The following is a 17,741-nucleotide window of genomic DNA, read 5'->3' as shown; positions in this document are numbered from 1 at the left end:
GTCGCGGGGTCAGGGCGCGGCCGGGAGGGAGAGTCTCATGCGCAGACCCCGGTCCAGCGGTTCGGTGGCCACGGTGCCGCCGTGGGTCTCCGCGACCTGCTTGACGATCGCGAGCCCGAGGCCGGACCCGGGAAGGGATCGGGCGGTCGGCGAACGGTAGAAGCGGTCGAAGACGAAGGGCAGGTCGGCCGAGGGGATGCCTGGGCCCTCGTCGGTGACCGTGACCGTACCGTCGGGAAACACCGCGACCAGGACCTGACCTCCCGCCGGGCTCCACTTGACGGCGTTGTCGACGAGGTTGCCCACGGCGCGCTCCAGTGCGTCGGGGTCGGCGTGCACCATGCACGCGGAGAGATCGGTGCGCAGCGCCACCTGCGGGCTGCGCCGGGCGGTCCGGGCCACCACCCGCTCGGTGAGCAGGTCGAGGCGGGTGTCCTCGGTGTGGGCGTCCTGCTGCCCGAACCGGGCCAGTTCCACCAGGTTGTTGACCAGGGACCTGAGCTCCTCGGCCTGGGTGCGGGCCTGTTCGACCAGCGCGGGGGCCTGCGGATCGGCCACGCCGGGGCCTTCGCTGAGCAGCTCCAGATTTGTGGTGATGCTGGTCAGCGGGGTGCGCAGCTCGTGCGAGGCGTCGGCGACCAGCTGCCGCTGCGCTCGTACCGACTCCTCCACGGCCGTCATCATCGCGGCGAAGGAGCCTGCCAGCCGGGCGATCTCGTCGCGTCCCCGTACGTCGATCCGGGCGGTGAGGTCCTGGGTGGCCGTGATGTGCTCGACCGTCTCGGTGAGCCGCCGTACGGGGCGGAGCACCCGGCCGGCCACGAGCCGCGCGCCGAGGACGGCCAGCAGGGTGCCGCAGGCCGTGATCACGATCAGCATGACGGCGAGCGGGCCGAGGGTGGAGTCGACCACGGACTGCGGTATCAACGCGCGGACGAGCGCGCCGTTCCAGCCGGCCAACGGCGCTGTGTAGACCCGGTAGTTCACCCCCTTGAACGTGGCGTCCTGGAAGTAGGCCGGCGCCGCGCCCCGGGCGACCTGGACATCCTTCGCGGTGACGGGGATGAAGTCGCCTTCGGTACCGGAGGCGACCGGCGGGACGATGAACTGAAGCTGTGTGGAGCCGACGGTGACCGGCGAGGTCGGCGCCGTCAGAGGCGTGCCTTCCCGCTCCAACGCCTGCATCTTGGTCTTGAACCCCGCCAGCAGCTTGGAGGCGTCCTTGTCCGCGGCGGTGATCAGTACGGAATCGTGCTGGTGGTGCAGGCCGGCGCTGAGCGACGGATAGATGATCAGTGACGCCAGCAGGAGTGCCGCGAAGACCACGGCGCCGCCGGCCAGTGCCACCCGGTTGCCCAGGGTCACGGCTCCTCCCGCAGTACGTAGCCGAGTCCGCGCACGGTCTGGAGCAGCCGGGGTTCGCCGCCCGCCTCCAGTTTCGCGCGCAGATAACTGACGTAGACCCAGAGCGCGTTGGAGGAGGGCCCGAAGTCGTAGCCCCAGACCGCTTCGAAGATGAGTGAACGGCTGAGCACGCGCTGCGGGTTGCGCAGGAACAGCTCCAGGAGCGCGTACTCGGTGCGGGTGAGTTCCAGCGTCCGCCCGCCGCGCCGGGCCCGGCAGGCCGCCACGTCCAGTTCCAGGTCGGCGAAGCGGACGACTTCCTCCTGGGACGCGCCGCTGCGCCGCAGCAGGGCACGGATCCGTGCCCGCAACTCGTCCAGGGCGAACGGCTTGACCAGGTAGTCGTCGGCGCCCGCGTCCAGCCCGGCGACCCGGTCCTCGACCAGGTCCCGGGCGGTCAGCATGAGGATCGGCACGCGGTCGCCCCGGGCCCGGATGCGGCGGCACACCTCCAGGCCATTGGGCTCCGGCATGAGCACGTCGAGGATGACGGCGTCGGGCCGACTGCCGCCGAGCGCCGCCAGAGCCGCTGTTCCGTCGCTCGCCTCCGCCACCTCGTGGCCGTCCCGGACCAGAGCCCGGGAGAGCGCGAGGCGCACCGCGTCGTCGTCGTCCACCACCAGCACACGCATGGGGGTCATCGTCCTGTTCGGGGGTCGGGGGTGGATAGGGGGGTGACGGCTGTCCGGAGGCGGGGACGGACAGGGCAAGCAAAAGGGTGGGTAACAGGGACAAGGGTGGTCGGCCCGGGGTCGCCGGACCGACCGTCACGCCGCTGGATCAGCCGGACCGACCGTCACCGCTGCCGGATCAGCCGGACCGATGGTCACGCTGCCGGATCAGCCCTTCAGGGACTGTTCCTTGGCGATCGCGGCCTGCTTGGTTGCCGACAGTGCCTTCTCGAACTGTCCCGGAGTGACGCCGAGCCGCTTGGCGATGGCCGCGAACTCCGCGCTTCCCGCGTCGACACCACCCGGCCGGTCGGAGAGCGCGAACAGATCCTTGACCGCTCGCTCCGCGGAGGCGGTGCTCACTCCCAGCCGATGGGCGACACCCAGGGCAACGCTCCGTACATCGCCGGGGCGGTCCGGCCCTTGGTGCTTGATGACAGGCTTGTCGCGCCCGGGCTTGCCCTTGTCCTTGCCGCTGTCCTTGCCGCTGCCCTTGCCGTTGTCGTTGCCCGTGTCCTTGCCGTTCCCCTTCCCCTTCCCCTTCCCCTCGCCGGGCTTTCCGGGGGCCTGCTTCCCGATGGCCTGCTTGGTCGCGGACAGTGCCTTCTCGAACTGTCCGGGGGTGACGCCGAGCCGCTTCGCGATGGCCGCGAACTCCGGGCTCCGCGGGTCGACACCGCCGTGCCGGTCCGCCAGCGCGAACAGCTCCTTGACCGCCTGCCGCGCAGACGCCGGGCTCACCCCGAGCCGAGCGGCGATCCCCTTCGCGAAGGCCTCCACGAGCCACGCCTGATCCTCCACAGGCTGGCCCTTGCCGTGGTCCTTGCCGTGGTCCTTGCCGTTCGCCTTGGCGGCCGCGACCGCCTTGGCTTTGGCGGACTTCGCCCCGTCGACCGACGTGGACGTGGTCGGCTTTCCACCTGGCGACGGGTTCGAGGACGCGGCTGCCGACCCGGTCAGACAGATCGCCACGGTGGCCGCGGCGATCACGGCCGTCCACCGTGCCTTGCTCTTCATACGTGGAATACCTGGCGTACCTGGCATACGTCTCTCCTTCGCGCTCGCGGGCGGTCCGGCGGCTGCCGTCACCCACGACCGAGAAGACCAGGCGGAACTCAAGGGAACTCTCACGAAACCTTAGGCCGGCCTTAGAGACCGTCCGCTGGGGCCGAGGAGGTTCGGCCGCGAGGTGCTCCTCGACTCCGGTACTGCGGTTGCCGCCCTGGTGCTCTCGGGGCCGGCCGCTCGCCGTTCAGGCGTGCCGGTCGGCGACGGCCCAGGAGGCGAGGGCCACGGCACCAGCGACGCCGAGGACGGCGGGCCAGGCGCCCACCTTCTTGGCCAGCGGATGCGACCCGGCGAAGGCGGCGACGTAGGCGGCGGTCAGCGCCCCGGCGGCCTTTCCGCCGGCCTGCTGCTTCCACTGCCGCGCGGCGACGGCCCCGGCACCGGCGAGCACGACCCCGCCCAGCTGCCGCTTCTTGCTCCAACGGGCAACGCCGTACCCACCGACGAGCCCTCCGGCGGCCACCACCGCGGCCGGTACCTTCGCCATCACTGCCTCCTGCTCACAGGGTCGTTCCGAACGGATCGAGGCTAACGCGGGCACAGGGTTGAGTGGACCACTGTCAACTTTGCCGGCCTCTGAGTGACATCCGCTCGAGCGGTTCACTGCCTCTGTTGCCCTGCTCCTTCGGGGAGGCGGCGTATGAAGGCCTGCCAAGTCAGGGGGTGGACTGTGATGATCGGGCCCGCGGATCTCTTGGAATCGCGAATCAGCGTGCCCTTGTCCGTGTGGGCGCACTCGACGCATTCGGTGCCGCTACCGCCGCTGTAGGAGGACTTGAACCAGAGGGGCGCCAGCGGTGCACGCATTACGACTCCTTGCTTATGCGGCCGATGAGCGCTGCCGAGGACTCCAGATCGAGTGCCTGCGCGCATAGGTACTGGAACGCCAACCTATAGCGCTCCAGTTCTTGCGGCTTCTCCATGAACAGGCCACCGCCCAGGACGTCTACGTACACCACGTCTAGCTCAGGGGTCGGGCCACGTAGGACCGCGAAGCTACCAACTGCTGCTGCATGAGCCCCTGTTGAGAACGGCAACGCCTGGATGGTGATGTGGGGTTGCTCCGAGATGGTCAGAAGATGCTGAAGCTGCTCGTGCATGACCTCGCGTCCGCCGACGCTGCGACGGATCGCCGCTTCGTCGATTACGCACCAGATGTGCGGGGGTTCATCTCGGTGCAGAAGTTCCTGTCGCTTCATGCGGATGTCGACCATGTGCTGCACCTCCCTCTCTGGACACTGCATCTCCGAAGCGCGGTGGACCGCCTCGGCGTAGCTCCGCGTTTGAAGCAAACCGGGGATGTACATACAGGCGTAGTGATCCTCGCGCACCACCTCGTCCTCAAGTGTGAGCATCAGGTTCATGGACTCGGGAATGGGATCGGCGAGGGATCGCCACCAGCCTTGAATCTTGGCGCCCTTGGCGAGCTCGACGAGGGCGAGACGCTCGTCGTCAGTAGTGCCGTACTCCCGGCAAAGAGCATCTACGGCCGGCCACTTGACCGACCCCTCTTTGGTCTCGTAGCGGCTGAGCGTCGCCTTGGAGATCCCGACGCGTGCGCCCGCCTCTTCTAGGGTCAGCCCGTTATGTTCTCGCAGACGTCGCAGGTCGGCGCCGAGCTGACGTCTGCGCGTGGTGGGTCCAACTGCCATGTGTACGGCCCTCCGTATGGATCCCTCAGATCGTGATGGCTGCTTCATGGCGGCGGCAAGGTCGCGTACGCCGGGGCGCGCGAGCACGACCGCGCTCCCAGCCGCCACCTGAATCCAGAAATGAGAGTTCCATTTTGAGAGTTCCAATGCAACTCTCGGTGATGAGTCAATCGCAGAGGGCGAGCTGGCCGGTGATGGCAGGAGTGGGGTATGGAGTGCACGGGCTGTGTGCCAAGGAAGCCTTGGGACATTCCCTTCGTGGCGGAACCCAGAGAGGTGCCGGCCCTGCGTCGGATCGTGCGGCTTCACCTGGGGCTGTGGGGCCTGTACGAGGTCAGCGAAGCGGCTCAGCTGTGTGTCACCGAGCTCGTCTCCAACGTCATCACTCATGTCGGCTCGGGCACCCCGGCCACGCTCGCGGTCTCGATGAACGGCACGCGTCTGCGTATCGAGGTTCATGACCCAGACGCTCGCGCCTTGCCAACTCTTGTCGAGGCGGGAGCCGATTCCGAAAGCGGGCGGGGTATGGCGCTCGTCGACGCCGTCGCGGACCGCTGGGGTGTGCTGCTCTACCCGGACCGAAAAACCACGTGGTGCGAGCTGTCCACCCAGCTGAGCTCATCCGACGGCCATAGTCGGGGCGCCCGTGTCGCAAGAGCCGGAGCGATGCTCGGTGTCTACGGTGCGACGTAGCCGTCCTGGGTTACGGCCCCGAGCACGTTAGGCGCGGAAGTAGCGGCCATCGACGTCATCGCCGACCTCCTCCACTGGCTCCAAGCGCACGGCTGTGACGTTGACGAGGCGCTGGATCGTGCACAGTTGCACTTCGAAGCCGAGTTGGCCAGGGGCGAGGAATGAATCTCACCCCGAAGCAATGGCCGAGTACGTCCACACATCGGCGGGGAGCTCATGTTGGAGACGCCAAGTGATGGCCATCGGCTTGCTGCCGGTGTGCTTCTCGTATGTTGCTGGTCCCAGCAACATCCAGGGCTGAGACTTCCCGATGTCGGTGTTCTTGTAGCGGCGCATGAACAAAAGGACATGGCTGCCTTCCTGCACGTGATGCTGATACCGCAGGCCCGTGCGCGACGTTGCAGCCGTCGTGCTCTGTGACTCCCAGTGGAAGAGCGTCGGGCTCAGTGCGTAGTCCTTGTATCGAACGGTGGGAGAGAAGTCCTTCTCGTTCTTCTCCAAGGTGATCAACAAAGCGTCCGTTTTGGCGTCCTCCACCCATTGGACGCCCTGCGCGAAGGTCCGGGGCATCTGGCCACCGAGGCGCGCAACACCTAGAGCAGCAAGGATCTCTGATCGGTTATACGAGCTGTGAACCTTAAGCGGGATGCCGCTGTGCGGGTCCGACAGTGTGATGGGAAAGTGGTCGCACTGGTCCATGGCGTACGACAGCACCTGCCGGAGCTCGTCGCGGAACGCTCGCTGATCCCGCAGGGATTCGAGCCCCTCTCGGATGCTGGTGAAGCCGCCGGCGTTGTCCCAGACGTTGAAGAAGAGCATGTGGGCATACGCTTGCTCGGTCTGGGTGAGTGATGCGTAGGACGGAGCATCGTCCGCGAGGAGACGAAGGTATGCGCGGGCGCGGTCGGGGTCATCGACATGCAGGAATGCGTGGACGCGCTTGAGAAGCTCTGCTTCTCCTGACGGAACTGCTTCGTTCAGCAAGCCTGACCTGCGGAGAATCGTCGTCCACGAGTTGTCGTTCTTGTAGAGTTCCTTGATCTCGCGTCGGCTCTCACGAAGGTAGTCAGCGAGGCGAGGCGTGCCGTAGTCCTTCGCTTCCTTCATCAGCGTCTTGACGGTGGCGCCCAGCTGAGTGCGGATGTTGTCAAGGACGAGATCCTTGGACTTGCCCTCCAAGATGATCTGGCAACCGGAGGGAAGCTGCGGAAAGTCGTGCTCGATGTGTTCGACGAGTCGGTTGCGCGAGAGGTTCGTCATGGCCCGGAACTGTTCCTCGAAGCGGAACTCCGCGCGGTGCTGGCCGATGAAGTCCAAGACGGTGAGGACGGGCTTCGCCTCAGTGCGACGGAGGCCTCGGCCTAGCTGCTGGAGGAAGATCGTGGCGCTATTCGTGGGGCGCAGGAGCAGCAGCGTATCGACGTCTGGGATGTCCAGACCTTCGTTGAAGAGATCGACGGAGAAGATCACTTGGAGCTTGCCGCTCCGCAAGTCGGAGAGAGTCTGTGCACGCACGCTGGCCGGCGAATCACTGTCGAGTGCTGAGGCCTGGAAGCCAGCCTTCTGGAAGAAGTCGGCCATGAAGTGTGCGTGAGCCTTGCTTACACAGAAGCCAAGCGCGCGCATCGCCCCGGGCTGGGAGACCTTGTCCTGAATCTGTTTGACCACGATGCGTGCGCGGGCGTGGTTGCCGGTGTACAAGTTTCCAAGGTCTCGATCCGCGTACGCGCCTTGCTTCCATCCGATGGTCGTGAGGTCCGTACCATCCGGAATGCCGAAGTAGTGGAAGGGGCAGAGCAGATCGTTCTCTAGGGCTTCCCACAGCCGCATCTCGGCTGCGATGCGTCCCTCGAAGAACTCGTCCTGCACATTGAGCCCGTCCATCCGCTCTGGCGTAGCGGTGAGACCCAGTAGTTGCTTCGGCTTGAAGTGGTCAATGACTCGCCGGTAGGTGTTCGCCGTGGCGTGGTGGAACTCGTCGATGACGATGATGTCGAAGTGATCGGGTGCAAGCTGCTCCAGCCGCTTGACGTTCAACGACTGGACACTGGCAAACACGTGCTGCCAGTGCTGAGGATCCTGACCGCTGTGAAGCAGCTCGCCAAACGATGCGTCATCGAGGACTTCTTGGTACGTGCGAAGGGACTGTTTGAGGATTTCCTTGCGGTGCGCCACGAACAACAGCCTGGGAACGCCGCCATCGTGCTCCTTGCCTAGCGCTCGATAGTCCAGTGCTGCCATGACTGTCTTGCCCGTTCCAGTGGCAGCGACCAGCAGATTGTGGTTGCAGTCATGGATTTCGCGCTCCACACGGAGACGTTCGAGCATGTCTCGCTGGTGCGGGAAGGGGCGCACCTCAAGTCCCGACAGGTTGATCTTCAGATCACCTTGACTGCTTGTGCCGCTCGCCTGTGACAGGGCGCGATCGAGCCGCTCCCCGTCGGCGTCTGGGTCGTACGACTCGAAGGCGATGTCATTCCAGTACGCATCGAAGGTCGCCTGAAACTTGTTGAGTACGGCGGGAGTTGCAACCGATGACAGTCGTACGTTCCACTCCAAGCCATCGAGCAATGCGGCCTTGGACAGGTTCGAGCTACCGACGTACGCCGTATCGAAGCCGCTCTTACGTCGGAAGAGCCATGCCTTCGCATGCAATCGGGTCGAGCGAATCTCGTAGTTGACCTTCACCTCGGCACCGAAGTCGCGCACTAGGCGGTCAAGGGCATGTCGATCGGTTGCTCCGATGTACGTGGTTGTGATGACCCGGATACGAACGTTTCGCGCTCTTGCGGCGCGGAGCGAGTCTTCCAGCACGCGCAGGCCGTACCACTTCACGAAGGCGCAGAGCAGGTCGATGCTGTCTGCCGTGGCTAGTTCAGCGCGCAGCTCGGTTCCGAGACTGGGGTCCTCTGGTGAGTTAGTGATCAGTGCAGTCTCGGAGAGCGGCGTCAGAGGTCGCACGGCGTAAACGCCAGGAGCCTCCTGCTCGGCCAGAGCCAAGAGTTGACGAGGGCCGTCCGCGATGAGCTCAACGCTGTCGCCGTCGCTGACCCCCGCGGAAGTGGTGTCGGAAGCGAGCGATTTGATGATCTGGTTCGCGACAGCCACGCGTTGGTCGTGGGGCACTTGGGCGAGCCGACGCCCTATGGCCTGACTGAGGTGCCGAGCGATCACATGGGGGGAGGACTCCTCGCTGACATCGGCACCGATGGCCCTCCAGCCAGCCGCATCCAACTCGTCCATCTGCGCTTGCATGCGCCGAGTGATGAGCTCTTCGTACACACCCGCGACAGGCTGCGACAGATCCCCTGGCTGAGTCACGCTAGTCCCCCTGATCGCTGATGCGGCTGTGACTAGTTGTAACAGGGGCCACTGACAGGTGGACGCCGATCCGGCCGTCCACAGGGGTAAGGCGATCGTCGGATGGTCGCGAATCGGTCAACTCGCGTTATCTAAGTGACGGAAGTGATCGATCCGATCCAGGCTGTCCGGGTGAGAGTGCGAAGAATCGGCCACATAGAAGGCATCGCCCCCGGCGCGGAGTTTCATCGGCGGAAGGAGGTGAAGCGGAACAACCTTCACCGCGACACGATGAGGGGGATCTCATGGCTTCCTGATGAGGACGGCAGTGATGTTGCCGACGCCATCGTCCTGCAGGGGGGCTACGACGATGATCGGGACGATTGGGGCTGGGTTCGGTACACGGGTGCCTCGCCCGATAGCGAGAAGTACAAGGATGGCGGCATACCGAAGCTCTTACATAGCCAATCGTGGGCATATCAAGACAATGCTGCTTTGAAGCGTAGTTACGAGCGAAAGCATCCAATTCGTGTCATTCGCGGCTGGAAGGGGGACCCTCGATACTCCCCGATTGATTGCTATAGGTATGACGGTCTATATCAGATCGTCGAAATTCGCACGGCCTTGTCGAAGTGGCCGGCACCGGATGGCGCGCCCATCGACATCTGCCAGTTTGGCCTGAAACGTCTCCCTGATGGACTCCAGGACCCGACCTCGGTTGAGCAACACATCGCAGAGCTGCTGGACCAGCACGAAGAGCTGGAGGTGCTGCCGCAAGACGAACTGGATCCGGCTGACGGTTACGTTGAGGAGGACAACGCTGACGGAGATGTGGAGCATGGGGCGCCGCAGGGAGAGAAGTTTCCGACGAGCCGTACTGCGCGAATCCAGCGCCTAGTGCGTGATGCTGCCGTGTCCAGAAACGTCAAAGATCTCCACGACGGCGAGTGCCAGATGTGTGGCCTGCGGTTGATTGGCCCCGATGGCCGGCCGTACAGCGAGGGTGCCCATCTTCGACCACTTGGCACACCTCACTGCGGCCCCGATGTGGAACCCAACGTTCTGTGCCTCTGCCCCAACTGCCATGTGCGACTTGATATCGGGGCCATCGTGATCGAAGACGACTGGTCGATCATTGTGCGGGCTGGGGCCCTCGGCGGGAACGTTCTGCCGAAGCTCAGGATGAGGAAGCAGCACAAGGTGCACCTGGACTACATCCGTTATCACCGCAAGCACTGGCTAGGGATGTTTGGCCCCAGCCAGGAGTAGGGCTGGGGCCTGCCATCAGGAACGTTCGGGCTTGATTGGTTACTCCGCCCCGTGGCACTCCCCATAAGCCGCCCCCGACCCACACCAGCACGCGCTCCCCCTCTGCGGCGGCCAAGCCACAGCCAGCCCCCTGGCCGCCAGGGTCGTCGCGTACTGGGGGAGCAGGATCGTGTCCGACGGGGATGCGGCCTCCGAGGCGGCGAAGGCCTCGTAGGACGGGACTGTGGCGGTGACGATGCCGAGGTTCGGGGTGCCGGAGGTGGCCAGTTCGCGCAGGGATGCCTCTATCGTCGCGAGGTGCTCCTCGTGGGAGGGGTACTCGGTGGTGAGGTCCGGGTACGAGGCGGTCAGTTCCGCGAGTTCGGGGGCCGACCAGTGCAGGACCGCCACCGGGAACGGGCGGGAGAGCGCCTCGCGGTAGGCGCTCAGTTCGGCCTGGAGGCGGCTGATCTCGGCCTGGAGTTCCGCCGGGTTGTCCGAGCCCAGGGACCAGACCCGCTTCGGGTCGTGGAGTTCGTCCAGGGAGATCGGGGACGAGTGCAGGGTGTCGGCCAGGGCGTCCCACTCGTCGTGGGCCGCGCCCAGCATGCGGCGCACGCGGTGGCGGCCGACGAGGAGCGGGAGCGTGGAGTACGGGGGCTCCGGTACGTCCGTCAGGAGCAGGACCGTTCCCTGCGTGAACGTGTCCTGCGCCGCTTCCAGTTCGTCGTGCGACTCCAGGGCCTCCGCCACGATCACCCAGGGGGCCGGGTCGCGGGGGGCCGCGGCCCTGACCCCGTCGATGATCGCGCGGGCCTCGGCCTCGTGGTCGTACTCCCACAGGTTCGACGCCTTGAGGGCGCGTACCAGATACGGCTTCTCCAGGGGAGTGCCCGAGGCGAGCAGTCGGTCGTAGAGAGTGGTGGCGCCGGGGCGGTCGCCGGACAGTTCGAGGTGGGCCGCGGCCTGCAGGAGCAGGTGCTCGGCGTCCTCCGGATACAGGCCGGCGGTCCGCTCCAGGCGAGCCGCTTCGGCGGTGTGGTCGACGTTCTCGGCAGGCGTGTCGGGGCGCATGGGGGACACCGTACTGCCGTCGGGCCGCCAAGGAGAGAGACCTGCAGGCCAGAGACGCGGGAGTCCCCGACGGCATATTCCGGGACGCGCGGTCGCGTCCGCCGAGCGCCCGGTCGGCCGACGGGCGCGGCGGCACGAGCCGCCGCGCCCCTCAGGGCCGTCTCACGCCACCACTCCATCCACCTGCAGCGTCTGTACCGCCCCGGCCGCGAACGGCACCGCGAGGGACTTGCCGCTGAGGTAGGTGTCCGAGTGGGACGTGTAGAGGTCGCCGCCGCCGGATGTCAGGGTGTTCCAGCGGGGGACCAGGCCGCCCGTGCCGCCGGAGACCGTGCTGAAGCGGGAGAGGTCGAAGGTCAGGGTCTGGGCGGACGTCGCCTTGTTCGCCGCGACGATCACCAGACGCTTGGCCGTCGCGTCGTACGCCGCCGCCGCGTAGTCGACGCCCGTGTCCACGATCGTCATTCCCGGGCGGATGTGGCGGCTGAACTGGGCCATCACATAGAGCTTCGTCTCGACCGCGCCGGCCGTCAGGGTGCTCGCGTCGTACTTGACCATGCCCCAGCCCGCCGTCGGGTCCATCACCTGCCAGTAGACCCAGGCGGTCGGGTGCAGCCAGCGGAAGTCGAGGAGGAGGTTGCTCGCCAGGGTGAGGCCGGTGCCGTCCCCGTCGCCGTACTCGGAGTTCCAGAGCGCCTTGCCGGAGGACGTCACGGCATCCGTGTAGAGAAGGTCCCGGCGGCCGCCCGAACCCTGGTAGCCGTGCACGTTGACCCGGTTGACCAGGCCCTTGGTCGTCGAGCTGAAGGAGCCCCACGTCGTACGGGCCAGGTCGTAGCTCGTCTCGTCCGACGCGGAGATCTTGGTGGACGTCAGGCCCCGGGCGTTCAACTCGCTGCGCAGATAGGGAAGTACGGCCGACTGGACGGACGCGTCCATGTGGCAGCCCTCCTGGGAGCCGGTGGACGTCCACCAACTGGAGGAGGGCTCGTTGAACGCCTCCACGGTGGCGAAGTTCACGCCCCAGTTCGTCTTCGCGTAGAAGGCGACCGCCGCGAGGTGGGAGGCGTGCTGGCGGTAGTTCCAGGACTGGAGGTTGTTGCCGCCGCCGGACGCGCCCGACGGGTTGTGGTTCGAGCACATCCACCACATCGGGGAGTTGGCGAACAGCTCGCTCGTCGCGCCGCGCGCCGTCGCCTTGGTGAGGGCCGCACGCTGGGTGGCGTCCGCCGTCCACTTCCAGGCCGACGACGTCGGGTCCTCGTTGTTCCAGTCCTGCCAGTAGCCCTCGATCTGCTTGAAGGAGGGGATGTTGGCGGAGGCGGTCATGGTCTCGCCGCCCACGGAGTTCCAGCTGCACGCGCCGAGGTTGTAGCGGGCGATGGTCAGTCCCAGGCCTGGGCGCGAAGCGCCGTTGTACGTCGTCGACTTGGTGGTGAAGAAGAGGTCGGCGAAGTCGTCGCGGGCGCCGAAGACATTGGCCCACCACGCCAGTGAGGTGCCCCACCCCTCCCATTTCCCGTACGTCGTGGCGGGGTTGACGGCGATCGTCGCGTCCGCGCGGGCGGTGCCCGTCGCCAGGGCGCCGCCGAGGACCGTACCGCCCGCGGCGGCCAGAAGTGTTCTGCGTCGGATCATGGCTGGCTTCTCCGTCCGTCTCAGCACAACTCCCGGTCGTCCCACCGGAGTCGGCCGTCGATTTCGACTCGACTTCGAACTCGGCCGCCGGCTCGTCCCCACCGGCGCTTGCCCGTCCCACTGATGCCATCAGGAAGCATCGGGTGTGGCGTGTGGGGTTGTCGAGAGTTGTGACAGCCCTTTCTAAAACCAGTGGAGGAAGCCCGGTCGGCGCGAGCGGCGGTAGACCTGGTGGGTGCGCTGTCGGTGTGCTGAGAGGCCTCGGTGCGTACGGGAGCCGTGCGGGGCTGGCGAGTTGGCGGGGCGACGCTTATCGTGCGCCCGGCGAAGGGGGCGTACGGATGCGGGCTCCGGGGATCGTGCACCACGGCACGCGGCGACGGAGGGCCGCGTACCGGCGCGCGGTCTGGGGCGGCGCCGAGGTGCTCGTCACCGTCGGAGTGGTGCTGCTCCTCCTGGTCGTGCACCAGCTCTGGTGGACCAACCGCCAGGCGCAGCACGGCGCGGAGCGCAAGGTGCAGGCGTTGGAACGGGAGTGGGGGACCCCGGCCCCGGGTGCCGATCCCGACGCGAGCACCGCCGACGGCGCGGGCGCGGGTCCCGGCACCGGGAAGACCGGCGACGGCGAGACCGATGCCGGGGGCGCCGGACGGTCCGCCGGACAGTCCTCCTCGTCCGGTGGCAACAGCGGTCAGGTGCGGCCCCGTTGGTCCCAGGCCTACGCGGTCCTCAGCATTCCCCGGCTCTCCCTCCGGGTGCCCGTCGCCGAGGGCGTCAGCAAGGCGGACGTCCTCAACAAGGGGTACGTCGGCCACTACAAGGGCACCCAGCAGCCGGGCCAGGCAGGCAACTTCGCGCTCGCCGGGCACCGGAACACGCACGGCGAGCCCTTCCGGTACCTCCCGAGGCTCCGGCGCGGCGACACGATCACCGTCGAGACGAGGACCGCCGTCTACACGTACACCGTCGACCGGACCCTTCCGCAGACCTCCCCGCGGGACGGCGGGGTGATCCGGCCGGTGCCGCACAGCACCGTCCGGCCGTCGTACGGGTACAGCGAACCCGGGTACTACATCACGCTCACCACGTGCACCCCCGAGTACACCTCCCGGTACCGCATGGCGGTGTGGGGGAAGCTCACCGCCATGCGGCCCCGCTGACTCGCGCCCTGCTCACGCCGCGCCCCCTTGCCGCGCCGCTGGCCCGGCGGCTCACACCGACCCGGCGGGCTCCCGCCCGATCCGCCAGGCTCACGCCCGGTCCCACAGGCTCACCTGTGGCGGTCTCGCAGGCTCACGCCCGGTCCCGGAGCACCAGGACGCTCGCGGCGGCCAGTGCGGCGAGCACCGCCGAGACGATGATCGCGATGTCCGAGCCGCGCGCCGGACCGCCGGTGGAGGTGACCAGGGCGATCGTGAGGGCGACCCCGGCGCACGAACCGATGTAGCGGAAGGTCTGCTGGGCGCCGGAGCCCATCGCGGCGCGGGTCGCGGGCACGGACTCGACGGCGAGCAGCGGCAGCGCCGCGTTGAGCAGGCCGCTGCCCACTCCGGAGATCACGAAGCCCGGGAGCAGGCGGGGCCAGGAGCCGGCGTCGATCGCGCCGAGCATCGTCAGGACGCCGGCCGCGTGCAGCGCGAAACCGAGGGCGAGCTGGTGGCGGTGGGAGACCCGGCCGGCGAGACGGCGGGCCTGGAGGGCGACCGTGAAGGAGAGGCCGGACCACAGCAGGAACAGCCACGCGGTGTCCATGGCGGACAGCCCGAGCGTCCGCTGGAGCAGCGCAGGAAGGAAGCTGAACAGGCCGATCACCGCGAGGCCCATGAAGAGCCCGCCCGCCGAAGAGGCGAGGAAACGGCGGTGCCGGAGCAGTCCGAGGTCGATCATCGGCGTCCCGGTACGGCGTTCGACGGCGACGAACACGGCCATCAGGACGAGGAACGCCGCGAGCAGCAGCCCCACCGGAGCGCGCAGCCAGCCGTCTCGGCCGAGCGTCAGCGCGGCCACCAGAGACACCAGCGCGAGGCCGAAGGTCAGCGCTCCCGCGAGGTCGGGCCGGCCGCCGCGGGGTGCGCGGGACTCGGTCAGGGCGCGGGTTCCCAGGAGGGCCACGACCAGCGCGGCGGCGCCCAGGACGGCGTACGCCATCCGCCAGTTCCAGCCCGCTATGGCCCCGGCGAGGAGCGGGCCCGCCGCGATGCCGCCGCTGACGAACGCGCCCCACACCCCCGTCGCGTGCAGTCGTCCGCGCGGGGTGGGGAAGGCGTGCACGATCAGCCCCAGGCTGCTCGCGAGGATCGCCGCGCTCGCCGCGCCCTGCGCGATACGGGTCAGGGTGAACAGCCAGGTCGAGCCCGCGAGCGCGCCCAGGGCGGTGGTGATGCCGAGGGCGACGGTGCCGGCAAGGAAGATCCGGCGGCGGCCGTAGTCGTCCGCGAGACTGCCCGCGACCAGGAGCAGCGCGGCCAGGCCCAGCGGGGTGCCGTTGAGCAGCCAGGCCTGGGCGGAGACCGAGGTGTGCAGGGCGGCCGCGGTGTCGGGGAGCGTGACCATCGGCGCGGTGTACGTCATCAGGGCCACGGCGGTGGCGGCACTGGTCAGGGCGAGGGTCGGGGTGGCCCGCGGGGCGCTCTCCGGCGGGGAAGCCGGGGAAGCCGAGGAGGCCGGAGAGGTCCTGGCGGCCGTCGAGACCCCGGAGACCGGTGGGGTGGAGGAAGACGCGCGGGGCGGGGTCGGTGAGGCCGAGGTCACAGCGCCCCCGGAGGGTGCGGTGGCGTTCGCGGGCTGCGTGCTGGTGTCGGTCCGGTCGAGCCGGGTCATGGCCTGCCCCTTCAGTTTCCCTGAGTCGGTTCGGTCATTGAACCTTGCGGTCGAGTAGACCGTAACACCATAGGTTCGTTCACTGAACCAACTTGTCGGAAAGTGGCTACAGTAGAGGCATGGCTCTGGGCAAGGACTACGCGACGCAGGAGTGCTCGATCGCCCGCGCGCTGGAGGTCGTCGGCGAACGCTGGACGCTCCTCGTCGTTCGCGACGCGCTCTACGGCGTACGGCGGTACAACGACTTCCTCGTGCACCTCGGCATCCCGCGCGCCGTGCTCGCGGCCCGCCTCCAGGCGCTCACGGCCGAGGGCATCCTCGAAAAGCGCCGCTACCAGGTGTCGCCGCCGCGTAACGAGTACGTCCTGACCGACCGCGGTATCGCCCTGTGGCCCACCCTGCGCTCGCTCGGCCTGTGGGGCCGCGAGCACTTCTCCGAGAGTCGCCTGCGTTACTTCCGTCACGCCGCCTGCGGCACGGAACTCGGCCCGTACGGCGAATGCCCCGCCTGCGCGATGGTCGTGCCCGTCCCGGACGTCGAGATGACACCGGGCCCCGGACTCGACCGGGACCCGGCGGACCCGGTCAGCCGCGCCCTGCTCGGGCCGCGGCGGCTGCTGGAGCCGGTCGACATGGACGGCCAGAAACCGACGGGGGCCGGGTCCCGCGAGCCGACCGGGGCGGACTCCCGAAAGACCGCCGGGGCGGATGCCGAGGTGGACGCCGGGACGGATACCGGCGGGGACGACGGGACGGATGCCGGGGCTGCTTCAGAGGTGGATACCGGGCGGTCGGTCGAGAAGCATCCTGTATAACGAACGGAAGGACACGCGCACCACGTACGAGGGGCGCACTGCGTACGAGAGGAGGGGCAGTCGATGATCCGGACCTGGGCCAACGCCCGCCCCGCCGCCGTACTGCTGCTCCTGCTCCTGGAGATCGCGCTGCTCGACACCGGCAGCCTCACCGCCACCGTCGCGTTCGCCGCGACCGCCGCGGCCGGGTCCGCCTTCGCCGCCTGCTCCCTCATCGTGGCTCGCTGCGCGCCCGTCGTGCCGCCCACCCGGGTGCGTACGGCCATCCGCGACCGCGCCCGCCGCACGGCCTTCCTGCCGCAACGCGATCCGGACGCCAGTGGACGGCCGCGGCCCAGGGCACCCGGACACGCCCTCCCGGCGACCGCGTAGGGCACCCCTCGCTCCTCCACCCCCGGTGACTGTTCACCCCGGGCGGCTCTTTCTCCCCGGTGACCTGCGCGGGTCGTCATGCCGCATTCCGTACTCCCGGCACGACGAGACCCCCGGAGGGCTCACCCATGTCCACGTTCATGTCCGCGTTCGCACACCTGGTCGAGCAGATCGCCGACCTGCTCCAGCCCCTGTTCCACGACTCGGCGGCCGCTGCCGCGATCGTCCTGTTCACCGCGCTGGTACGACTGCTCGTGCATCCCCTGTCGCGGGCGGCGGCACGCGGGCAGCGGGCCCGCGCGGCCCTTCAGCCGCAGATCACCGAGCTGAAGAAGAAGCACGGGAAGGACCGCGAGAAGTTCCAGAAGGCACTGATGGAACTGCACGCCGAGGAGAAGGTGTCGCCGCTCTCCGGATGCCTGCCCAGCCTGTTCCAGATGCCGGCCTTCTTCCTGCTCTACCACCTGTTCTCCAGCTCGACGATCGGCGGCGGGGCCAACACCCTGCTCGGGCACAAGCTGTTCGCCGCGCCGCTCGGGGGCCGGTGGGCGGACGCGCTCGGCGACGGCGGGCTCTTCGGGCCGGCCGGTCTCGTCTACCTGGTCCTCTTCGCCGTCGTCGCGGCCGTGGCCAGCTTCAATTACGTGCGCACGAAGCGGATGACCGCCGCAGCGCCTCCGGTGGGCGAAGGCGAGCAGGCGGCCGCGCTCGCCTCGGTCGCCAAGCTCATGCCGTTCATGTCGTTCTTCACGCTGTTCACCGTGGCCGTGGTGCCGCTGGCGGCCGCGCTGTACGTGGTGACCAGTACGACCTGGAGCGCGGTGGAGCGAGCGGTGCTGTACCGGGACATGCCTGGGGCGGCGCCCGCGGCCATGGCTCTGGCCTGACAGGCTTACGGCCACGGCTTGCGGTCGGTCCAGTCCGTGAACGGGGTCTTGCGGACTGGACGGCGAGCTTGGAGGATCGGCCGGTCCTCCGATGGCCGC

15 protein-coding genes and 1 pseudogene are annotated in these 17,741 nt (G+C 68.0%); 6 read left to right on the top strand and 10 right to left on the bottom strand.

From position 1 onward, the window contains the following. Positions 1-9: 9 nt before the first annotated feature. The 6 genes from ACFYR3_RS25470 to ACFYR3_RS25445 form a co-directional block, all read right to left on the bottom strand. The gene (locus tag ACFYR3_RS25470) at positions 10-1,365 is read right to left on the bottom strand and encodes a sensor histidine kinase (RefSeq protein WP_389284797.1); all 1,356 of its coding nucleotides are present in this window, start codon (positions 1,363-1,365) and stop codon (positions 10-12) included. Further along, positions 1,362-2,036, bottom strand: coding sequence for a response regulator transcription factor (locus tag ACFYR3_RS25465; RefSeq protein WP_356781010.1), 675 nt, complete (start codon positions 2,034-2,036; stop codon positions 1,362-1,364). The genes ACFYR3_RS25470 and ACFYR3_RS25465 overlap by 4 nt, the downstream gene beginning before the upstream one ends. Positions 2,037-2,243: 207 nt before the next feature. Next, positions 2,244-3,092 carry a hypothetical protein gene (locus ACFYR3_RS25460; RefSeq protein ID WP_389284796.1) on the bottom strand — a complete coding sequence of 283 codons (849 nt, stop codon included), beginning with the start codon at positions 3,090-3,092 and terminating at the stop codon, positions 2,244-2,246. Positions 3,093-3,327: 235 nt separating this feature from the next. Beyond that, a complete protein-coding gene (locus tag ACFYR3_RS25455; RefSeq protein ID WP_355848952.1) occupies positions 3,328-3,630 on the bottom strand; it encodes a hypothetical protein in 303 nt (100 codons plus the stop codon). A gap of 113 nt (positions 3,631-3,743) precedes the next feature. Next, a complete protein-coding gene (locus ACFYR3_RS25450) occupies positions 3,744-3,950 on the bottom strand; it encodes a DUF397 domain-containing protein (protein ID WP_389284795.1) in 207 nt (68 codons plus the stop codon). Next, positions 3,950-4,795: a helix-turn-helix transcriptional regulator gene (locus ACFYR3_RS25445; protein WP_355848958.1), complete on the bottom strand. Its 846-nt coding sequence runs from the start codon at positions 4,793-4,795 to the stop codon at positions 3,950-3,952. The genes ACFYR3_RS25450 and ACFYR3_RS25445 overlap by 1 nt, the downstream gene beginning before the upstream one ends. Positions 4,796-5,053: 258 nt before the next feature. Between ACFYR3_RS25445 and ACFYR3_RS25440 the strand changes: the two genes are divergently transcribed. Further along, a complete protein-coding gene (locus ACFYR3_RS25440; protein WP_389284794.1) occupies positions 5,054-5,488 on the top strand; it encodes an ATP-binding protein in 435 nt (144 codons plus the stop codon). Positions 5,489-5,656: 168 nt separating this feature from the next. Here ACFYR3_RS25440 and ACFYR3_RS25435 read toward each other — a convergent pair whose 3' ends face one another. Next, a complete protein-coding gene (locus tag ACFYR3_RS25435) occupies positions 5,657-8,743 on the bottom strand; it encodes a DUF3427 domain-containing protein (RefSeq protein ID WP_389284793.1) in 3,087 nt (1,028 codons plus the stop codon). A 201-nt stretch (positions 8,744-8,944) separates the two neighbouring features. Between ACFYR3_RS25435 and ACFYR3_RS25430 the strand changes: the two genes are divergently transcribed. Beyond that, a complete protein-coding gene (locus ACFYR3_RS25430; RefSeq protein WP_355848963.1) occupies positions 8,945-10,057 on the top strand; it encodes a YDG/SRA domain-containing protein in 1,113 nt (370 codons plus the stop codon). Between the two features lie 39 nt (positions 10,058-10,096). Here the strand turns inward: ACFYR3_RS25430 and ACFYR3_RS25425 are convergent, their stop codons facing one another. Together ACFYR3_RS25425 and ACFYR3_RS25420 are read right to left on the bottom strand one after the other, a co-directional pair. After that, on the bottom strand, positions 10,097-11,110 hold the full coding sequence (locus tag ACFYR3_RS25425) for an SEC-C domain-containing protein (RefSeq protein WP_389284792.1): 1,014 nt from the start codon (positions 11,108-11,110) through the stop codon (positions 10,097-10,099). A 162-nt stretch (positions 11,111-11,272) separates the two neighbouring features. Further along, a complete protein-coding gene (locus ACFYR3_RS25420; protein WP_389284791.1) occupies positions 11,273-12,748 on the bottom strand; it encodes a beta-1,6-galactanase in 1,476 nt (491 codons plus the stop codon). A gap of 341 nt (positions 12,749-13,089) precedes the next feature. Between ACFYR3_RS25420 and ACFYR3_RS25415 the strand changes: the two genes are divergently transcribed. Next, positions 13,090-13,908, top strand: a complete 819-nt coding sequence (locus tag ACFYR3_RS25415; protein WP_389284790.1) for a class E sortase — start codon at positions 13,090-13,092, stop codon at positions 13,906-13,908. Between the two features lie 133 nt (positions 13,909-14,041). Here ACFYR3_RS25415 and ACFYR3_RS25410 read toward each other — a convergent pair whose 3' ends face one another. Further along, on the bottom strand, positions 14,042-15,568 hold the full coding sequence (locus ACFYR3_RS25410) for an MFS transporter (protein ID WP_389284789.1): 1,527 nt from the start codon (positions 15,566-15,568) through the stop codon (positions 14,042-14,044). Between the two features lie 119 nt (positions 15,569-15,687). Here ACFYR3_RS25410 and ACFYR3_RS25405 point away from each other — a divergent pair. The 3 genes and pseudogenes from ACFYR3_RS25405 to ACFYR3_RS25395 all read left to right on the top strand — a co-directional run. Beyond that, positions 15,688-16,206: pseudogene (locus tag ACFYR3_RS25405) on the top strand (winged helix-turn-helix transcriptional regulator); the annotation flags it as partial. A gap of 240 nt (positions 16,207-16,446) precedes the next feature. Continuing rightward, positions 16,447-16,755 (top strand): DUF6412 domain-containing protein, encoded by a 309-nt coding sequence (locus ACFYR3_RS25400; protein WP_355851021.1) that lies wholly within the window; start codon positions 16,447-16,449, stop codon positions 16,753-16,755. A 140-nt stretch (positions 16,756-16,895) separates the two neighbouring features. After that, positions 16,896-17,642 (top strand): YidC/Oxa1 family membrane protein insertase, encoded by a 747-nt coding sequence (locus tag ACFYR3_RS25395; RefSeq protein ID WP_355851048.1) that lies wholly within the window; start codon positions 16,896-16,898, stop codon positions 17,640-17,642. Positions 17,643-17,741: the final 99 nt, after the last annotated feature.

It is taken from the genome of Streptomyces sp. NPDC005784 (assembly GCF_042871525.1).
GTDB lineage: Bacteria > Actinomycetota > Actinomycetes > Streptomycetales > Streptomycetaceae > Streptomyces.
Note: the sequence above shows the minus strand (reverse complement) of the source record. Positions and strands in the feature narration are given on the sequence as shown.